This is a genomic window from Oscillatoria sp. HE19RPO (assembly GCF_024220515.1).
Taxonomy (GTDB): Bacteria; Cyanobacteriota; Cyanobacteriia; order Cyanobacteriales; family Laspinemataceae; genus Laspinema.
Map to the genome: position 1 here is coordinate 1 of NZ_JAMXOT010000353.1, position 6,901 is coordinate 6,901.

At 50.1% G+C, this 6,901-nt stretch carries 5 protein-coding genes; 1 reads left to right on the forward strand and 4 read right to left on the reverse strand.

Translation table 11 applies throughout. The features are described from left to right. Nucleotides 1–259: 259 nt before the first annotated feature. The 3 genes from NG833_RS26225 to NG833_RS26235 form a co-directional block, all read right to left on the reverse strand. Nucleotides 260–1,600: an ATP-binding protein gene (locus NG833_RS26225; protein WP_254568221.1), complete on the reverse strand. Its 1,341-nt coding sequence runs from the start codon at nt 1,598–1,600 to the stop codon at nt 260–262. Between the two features lie 134 nt (nt 1,601–1,734). After that, nucleotides 1,735–2,652 carry a CoA-binding protein gene (locus NG833_RS26230; RefSeq protein ID WP_254568222.1) on the reverse strand — a complete coding sequence of 306 codons (918 nt, stop codon included), beginning with the start codon at nt 2,650–2,652 and terminating at the stop codon, nt 1,735–1,737. A gap of 10 nt (nt 2,653–2,662) precedes the next feature. After that, nucleotides 2,663–3,847: a succinate--CoA ligase subunit beta gene (locus NG833_RS26235; RefSeq protein WP_254568223.1), complete on the reverse strand. Its 1,185-nt coding sequence runs from the start codon at nt 3,845–3,847 to the stop codon at nt 2,663–2,665. A gap of 515 nt (nt 3,848–4,362) precedes the next feature. On the opposite strand from NG833_RS26235, the gene NG833_RS26240 reads away from it, so the two are divergent. Then, nucleotides 4,363–6,243: a hypothetical protein gene (locus tag NG833_RS26240; protein WP_254568224.1), complete on the forward strand. Its 1,881-nt coding sequence runs from the start codon at nt 4,363–4,365 to the stop codon at nt 6,241–6,243. 170 nt (nt 6,244–6,413) lie between these two features. Here NG833_RS26240 and NG833_RS30650 read toward each other — a convergent pair whose 3' ends face one another. Then, nucleotides 6,414–6,539: a hypothetical protein gene (locus NG833_RS30650; RefSeq protein WP_256556170.1), complete on the reverse strand. Its 126-nt coding sequence runs from the start codon at nt 6,537–6,539 to the stop codon at nt 6,414–6,416. Between the last annotated feature and the right edge of the window lie 362 nt (nt 6,540–6,901).

Genomic DNA, 6,901 nt, shown 5'->3' on the forward strand with positions numbered 1-6,901 from the left:
CAAAAAATAAAACCTTCAAAAAACCCGCAGGCTCAAGCCTGGGGCTACACGGACAAAGCGGTGCCTGCGCGGGCTAAAAGAGCCTTGTTAGGTGCGATCGCATCAAAGCAAGGATGATTTATTTGTTGGAATCCCCTTATAGCAGTCCTATATAGAGCATAAATTAGCAATAAGTTTATTAGACTTCTGGGTAACTTCTCTACTTCTCTTAAGCCCCCCTTAAGAAGGGGGGTTGGGGGGATCAATCCAGATTTCCGGATCATCCCAACCCTTGTTCCGATCGCAAAAAATCCACGAATTGACGGGCAGTGCGTCCAGAACGACCATTATGACGAGTGGCCCATTGTAAGGCTTGAAACTCTAAGTCTTCCGGGGATAATTTTAATCCCGCTTCTGCGGCTAAATGATGGACGATCGCCAGATATTTGTCTTGATTAGCCGGTTCAAAGGTTAAGGTTAATCCGAAGCGATCGCTAAAGGAAAGTTTTTCTTGGAGGGTATCCCAAGCATGAACTTCATCCGCCTGGGAAGGGCGGGGTCTCTCCTCAAAAAACTCCCGAACTAAATGACGACGGTTCGAGGTGGCATAGACCACTACATTGGGAGGACGGGCGGTCAGAGTGCCTTCTAAAATCACTTTTAATGCCTTAAAAGAATCGTCATCTTCCTCAAAGGATAAATCATCTACAAAAATAATAAATTTCTGAAGGGCATCGCGGAGTTCATCGACAATTTCCGGTAAATGTTCAAGTTGAGATTTGGGGATTTCAATTAATCGTAACCCTTGAGGGCTATATTCATTTAATAATCCCTTGACTAAGGAAGATTTGCCCGTTCCTCGACTGCCATAGAGTAAAACATTTAAAGCGGGTTTACCAGCTAATAAAAATTCCGTATTCTTTTTTAAAGTCTCGCGCTGGAACTCATAGCCCACTAATTGCGTCAACCGCACCGGGTCAGGGTGTGGGATGGTTTTTAGTTTCCCTGACTGCCAAGTAAAGGCTTGATACTCTGTAAATTGCCCGGTACCCTGTGTTTGGTAATAGGCAACTAACTCCTGGAGAGTATCAGGCCATTTTTTTGTGGATTTGAGGGCTGCGATCGCCCGTTTTCTGGAACCGAGAGGCAATTGATCCATCGCCTCGGGTTCGGTAGAAAATGAATTCCAGAGTAGGGGAGGCATGGGGATACCACTAGCGGCTTCCACCCATTGACGGAGGCGATCGCCGTCACAGTCATAGAAACATTGCAATGCCTCTAAATCATGTTTGACTGCTGCTACTAAAGGGGCCGGTATTGTTTCAAACGGCTGACGTTGCACTTGATAGGTAAAGGGATTTTCGTCTTTCAGGAGGCGATCGAGTAGATAGTCTTGCCAGCTCATTTCTTCTGCCGCCAAGCGTTTAAACCAGCAGCCATAAGCCTTCAGACAATTTAATCCCACCCGGCCTCCCGCGCCTCCCCCGGAACTTTCATAGATCAACTGGATCAGTTTTAGAAAAGATTTCCCCAGTTCACTGCGAAACACCCCTTGATACAGCAATAAAGATGCCGCTTTGATTTCTAAATATTGAATTGAACTAACCGTTTCACTATCCATTTGATGACAAAATCAGGAGTGACCAATCAAAACTTAAGTATTGGGTAAATAGTTGAAATATTTAGCCCGCGTGAGCGGGCTAAATATTTCAACTATTTACCCTTCAAGGCCGAAATTTTTTCCTAAAATTACCCTTACTTTTTCTTTTGTTTCAGAACTTTTTTAACCAGACCTGGAATTTGAGCAGGACTAGAAGCCACGGGAATTTTTGCCGCCTTAAAAGCCTGAATTTTGCTTTGAGCCGTATCAGGATCAGCGCCGATAATGTTAAAGGTTTTCCCTGTAGAAAGTCGGGCAGCCATAATATCACCGGCATGACCGAGGCGCTGGCCTTTTGGGGCATGATGACCGGCGACATAAGCCACCACGGGTTTATCAATGGCAGCGGCGATATAGTGTGCAGCTTCCTCTTCACTACTGCCGCCAATTTCGCCGACTAAAACGATCGCCTCGGTGTGGTCATCTTCATCCAAAATTTGCAGCCATTGGGCAAAGGAGGAACCCAAAATCGCATCACTGCCAATCCCGACGGCGATCGACTGACCTAACTTAGCCTGAGTGAGTTGCAGGGCAATTTCATAGGTGAGAGTGCCACTGCGACTGATTAACCCCACAGAACCGGGGGTATAAAAATCGCTCTTATGAATACCCAGCAAAACCTTGCCAGGGACAATAATCCCTGGGGTATTAGGGCCGAGGACGAGGGTATCCGTCGCCTCCGCCTTTCTCACCAGTTTGACCATATCCAGAGGAGGCATTCCCTCAGTGATGATAATAATCTGACGGATGCCAGCAGCGATCGCCTCCAACGCCGCATCTAGGACCGCGTAAGGCTTGACAAAAATTACCGTAACATCCACTGGACCGACCTTACGCAGGGCCTGTTCGACCATATCAAAAACCGGAATTTCCTGAACCGTTTGGCCCCCACAACCGGGACTAATTCCGGCGACCACATTGGTTCCATAAGCTTTCATTAAAGCCCCATGAGTGGAACCGATCACCTCCGTAATCCCTTGAATTAAAACTTTGGTATCCGGCGTAAAATTCATCAACCCTCCTTTAGCCATTTGTTGCCAACGACACAGACAAAGCGATCGCCTCATCCAAGTTTTCCACCACCGTGACCTCTACCGCCTGCAAAATTTCGCGCGCTTGGTCAATTTCGCTCCCATATAAACGCACGATCACCTTCACCTGGGTTTGGGGATTTCCAGTGGCGGTTTCCCGCTGACTCTGTTTTTGGTAATGGGCGATCGCCTCTACTGCCTGAGTGCAGGAACACAGACCCCCGAGCAAATTCACCAACACCACCTTGACATTTTTCTTCTGACTCACCAGGGCCAACCCGAGCTTGATGCGATCGCACAGGAGTTCCGGGGTCAAATCCCAACGACATTCTCCACCAATATTCACAAAATTAGCAGGCTTGCCTCCTGCGGCATAGACCAAATCCAGGGTCGCCATGGTCAGGCCCGCCCCATTACATAACAGGCCAATATTCCCATCAAGTTCCACAAAATTCAATTCCGGTGGCACCGCCATCACCGGAGAACCGAACCCCGCAACCCCTGCCTCATCAGGGGGAGTCTTCGGCAGCAACTGTAACAAACTCGAATGGCGTCCGAGGGCTTCATCATTCACCGTCACCTTGCCATCGAGGGCCATCACGTCACCGCTGGGACTAATCCCTAGGGGATTAATTTCCACCAGGTCCAAATCCTTCTCCACAAATAGCAGATACATCTTTTCGACGATATCGCTCACCGCCTCAATCAGGGGACCCGTGCAACCCATCTTCAGGGTTAAGCGACGGGCATAAAAGGGCGAAAAGCCCTCATCCACCACCACCTGCTGCATCTGTTCCATCGCCAATTCCGTACTGGTGCCCCCTTGACTCGACCCCAACAACAGGGGACGACGGGCGGCGCGATCGAGGACCACCGCCAGATAAAATTCGCGATCGGTGTCATATTTAGCCTCAGCTAGAAGCACCTCGGGATATTCCGTATTGATAGGAAGGTGAAAAATATTTTGAGCCGCTGCCACCGCATCAATCGTATTCGCCACAAACTTGATGCCACCTGCTCTCCCTCGCCCTCCTGCACGGACTTGGGATTTGAGGACAACGGGATAGGGAATCTTGAGTCCCTTTAAGTCTTTGGGATGGTCGATCCGTTGCGAGGGCAAAACTGGGATGCCCATTTCCCTGAATAATTCTTTTGCTTGATACTCTAATAAATCCATGAATGTATGAAAAACGGTGGGTGTGAACGATCAAAAGCTGAACAATATAAGGGCATAAAAGCCAGTTTAAATTATCGCAATTCGGGGCCTCTCGATTCTGGGGTTTACTCCGTTTGTAGTGTGGCCTACTTTTGATAAAAGTGCCAATCCATTAGGGATTGAGGGTCAGGGCCCGAGCGCATCCGGCAGACCCGACTTGCGATCGCCGGTGTTGGCTATAGGATTTGCCATCTCTAATCTGGATTTGTTAAGTCTCAACCCCACCAAACTTGATAGAATACCACATTCGGTTACCCCAAAGGGGCGATCGACCTCCGTCCCCGACTCCCCAAACCCTTGCCGGTCGGTCTTCTATCGCCCCGCTCACCCCGGTTGCGTCAAAAAAAGCTAACTTATGACCGTTTTGAGGATGTTGTATGCTATCTAATAATTAACTTGAAGGCTTGCCAGTTCGTAACCCGTGCCGGTAAGCACCAAACCTGCACTAACAGGATGTGTACCGGGGGTAAAAACTTATGACAACAGCAGTCCGCCCAGGCGATTTAAAAACCATTGCCGAACTCATCGAAGAACGCTTGCACGCCGAATTGCCGGAAAATTTGCCGTTGCGAATTCGGTGCGCCTATAAGCAAGGAAATTTAATCGTCCTCGGAGAACATACTCCGGAGGTCAAACTCGACCTACCACCGACCTTTAAAGCGATTCAACAAGCGATTCTAGCCCTGGTGGGCTATCTCCCGGGTCAGTTACGACTCTATCTGAGACTCAAGGGGCACAAAACCCCCTACGCTTACCATGCCTTTAAAACCCCCCAACCCCTCGGGGCAGTCATGGATCCGCAAGGGGGCCAACCCGTACTCCTGCTTGATCGCCCTCCCTATAGCGCCCCCAATCTCCGGGAAACTGCCCCTCCGGTTAGCGAAGAGGCAAGGCAGGCAATGGATTTGGCTGCCGCCGCCTTTCCCCTCAATCCCTTTGATACGCCGCCACCGGAGGAAGCGTTTGAGGAGCAACTGGAACCGGAACGGCAACGGCAACGGCAACGGCAACGAAAACCCCAACGGCAACGGCAAAGAAAACCCCAACGGCAAGGGAAGTCCCGAAACCACCGGAGTTCCTGGTTACTACCCTTTAGTGCTTGTGCTTCCGTTGCCTTAGTCCTGGGGTCAGCCATGTTTTACGCGCTGTCTCGTCCTTGCGCGATCGGCACCTGTCAGGAAATTGTCACCGCTAACGAGTTGACCCAGGATTCTGCGGAACTGCTGCAAGGGGCTCAATATCAACAACAAATTCAATCCGCCAAAGGGCAACTCAGCGCTGCCAGTCAACTGTTAGCCGGAATTCCCCTGTGGTCCAAAGATTACGGCACCGCGCAACGCCTACTCCGGCGAAATCGCAACCTGACTGCCGGTTTGGATGAAATGGTCAATGCCTTGGATAGCGCCTTAACTGCCGTTGCTCAAGGGAAAAATCCCCCCCATCCGTTGCAAGTTTGGGAGGGGGTTGCCTCGAACTGGCAACAGGCGATCGCCCTTCTGGAATCCGTTCCCCCCGATAGTCCGGTTTATCCTCTGGCGTTAGAAAAATTACCCACTTATCGCGCCAATTTAACCGAAATTCAAGGGCGGATTCAGGCGGAAAAAATCGGACGCGAACAAATGCAGGGGATTCTCTCCGTGGCTAAAGTCGCTCAAGCTCGCAGTGGTGTCGCTCAGTCCGTGGATAGCTGGGAAACCATCCATGCCAGTTGGGAACAGGTGATTCAACAGTTAGAGGCCCTGCCGCAAGGCACGATGGCCCATCAGGAAGCGAGTCAACTCCTACCTAGCTATCGATCGCAGCTTGAACTTTCTCGCGATCGCAAAACCAAGGAGAAAATCGCGACGGAGGCGTATGAAGAAGCCATTCTCGCTGCCGATCGCGCCGAAAATGCCACGCTCAAGAATCAATGGTCCCAAGCGGTAGACCAATGGAATCAGGCTGTTGCCTCAGCCGGACAAGTCCCCACCGGCACCTATTACTACCCCAAAGCTGCCGCCTCCCTCCAGGAGTTCAAGGCACAACGAGAAGTGGCCCAAGAGGAACTCAAAAAAGCCAATCTGATCGCCAAAACTCGGGCGGATCTGAACAATACCTGTCAAGGCAATCCCAAAGTTTGTGAATATACCTTGACCGATAGTGTGATCAGTGTGTGGTTAAGTGCTGACTATATTCGGAAAATTCAACAAACCGCAACCGTTGCCAGTACAAACCCTGATCCAAAAGTCCGTCAAGGCTTGGATCTGCACGTGAATACGCTGCGAACTGCCTTAGAAGCGATCGCTGATAACGCCCAGCTTCCCCTGGAACTTTACGACCCTTATGGGGCCTTTATCGGTCGTCATACGCCCAACTGACCTGGGTAAGTAGGACTCAATTAAATCTATCTGGAGGTAGATTTAATTGAGTCTGGACCTGAATTCAACAGGACTGACGCCTATTTGCAGACCCAGACAGCCCGCGCATTCTTAGGCTCCGGCTGTGAGCCTCCACCCTTGAGGCCCCTTCAGTGTTTGCCAACCTCCTTTTATACAAAACGGGCCACCCGATCGCCAGACAGAGCCGGTAAAATGCGATCGCCAAAAACTTTGATCGCCCCCTCCTGTTGACCGTTGACATGATCGAGAATCAGTCGGTTAAATCCGAGTTCCATCTCATCACGCCCCCCTGAATCTGCTGTTCTAAATCCGCCTCAACCCCTCACTTGCCCGTCCAAATCATCGGGGGTTGACCCACTCAGAACTTACGCATTTAGGGATGAAACCCGCTAAATAATGTAGAGGCGATTCCCTTTTGATCCCTCTACATTTAGGGTTTAATGTTAAAGATTATGTAAGTCCTGAAGTGTTCATGAGCCGGGTGAGCAGCAAATTCAGTCATCATTTTTTCTCTCCTCAGTTCTGGGTAATTTAATCAAGAGACCTCTTGCAAAAAAAAGGATTGATACCCCTTTCCCCCCCTGATTATCCCCCTCCCGTCCCCCTGATTATCCCCCTCCCGTCCCCCTGATTATCC